A 508-nucleotide genomic window follows, 5' to 3' on the forward strand; every position below is an offset into this window, starting at 1 on the left:
CCGTTATGTGCCATTTTTGAATGACAATGCGAATAGATACAGACAAACAAATGAATTTACTTAGTGATAAGAACGTTGCAATAATTGGTGGTGGACCCGTTGGACTGACTATGGCAAAATTATTACAGCAAAACGGCATAGACGTTTCAGTTTACGAAAGAGACAACGACCGAGAGGCAAGAATTTTTGGTGGAACCCTTGACCTACACAAAGGTTCAGGTCAGGAAGCAATGAAAAAAGCGGGATTGTTACAAACTTATTATGACTTAGCCTTACCAATGGGTGTAAATATTGCTGATGAAAAAGGCAATATTTTATCCACAAAAAATGTAAAGCCCGAAAATCGATTTGACAATCCTGAAATAAACAGAAATGACTTAAGGGCTATCTTGTTGAATAGTTTAGAAAACGACACGGTTATTTGGGATAGAAAACTTGTTATGCTTGAACCTGGTAAGAAGAAGTGGACACTAACTTTTGAGAATAAACCGAGTGAAACAGCAGATTT

At 37.0% G+C, this 508-nt stretch carries 1 protein-coding gene; it reads left to right on the plus strand.

Annotated features, from left to right (window positions below; translation table 11 throughout):
- Window positions 1-20 precede the first annotated feature (20 nt).
- A partial coding sequence (locus tag D1003_RS10985) for an NAD(P)/FAD-dependent oxidoreductase (RefSeq protein WP_153937020.1) occupies window positions 21-508 on the plus strand: 488 nt, incomplete at its 3' end.

This window comes from Riemerella anatipestifer (genome assembly GCF_009663465.1).
Classification (GTDB): domain Bacteria; phylum Bacteroidota; class Bacteroidia; order Flavobacteriales; family Weeksellaceae; genus Riemerella; species Riemerella anatipestifer_C.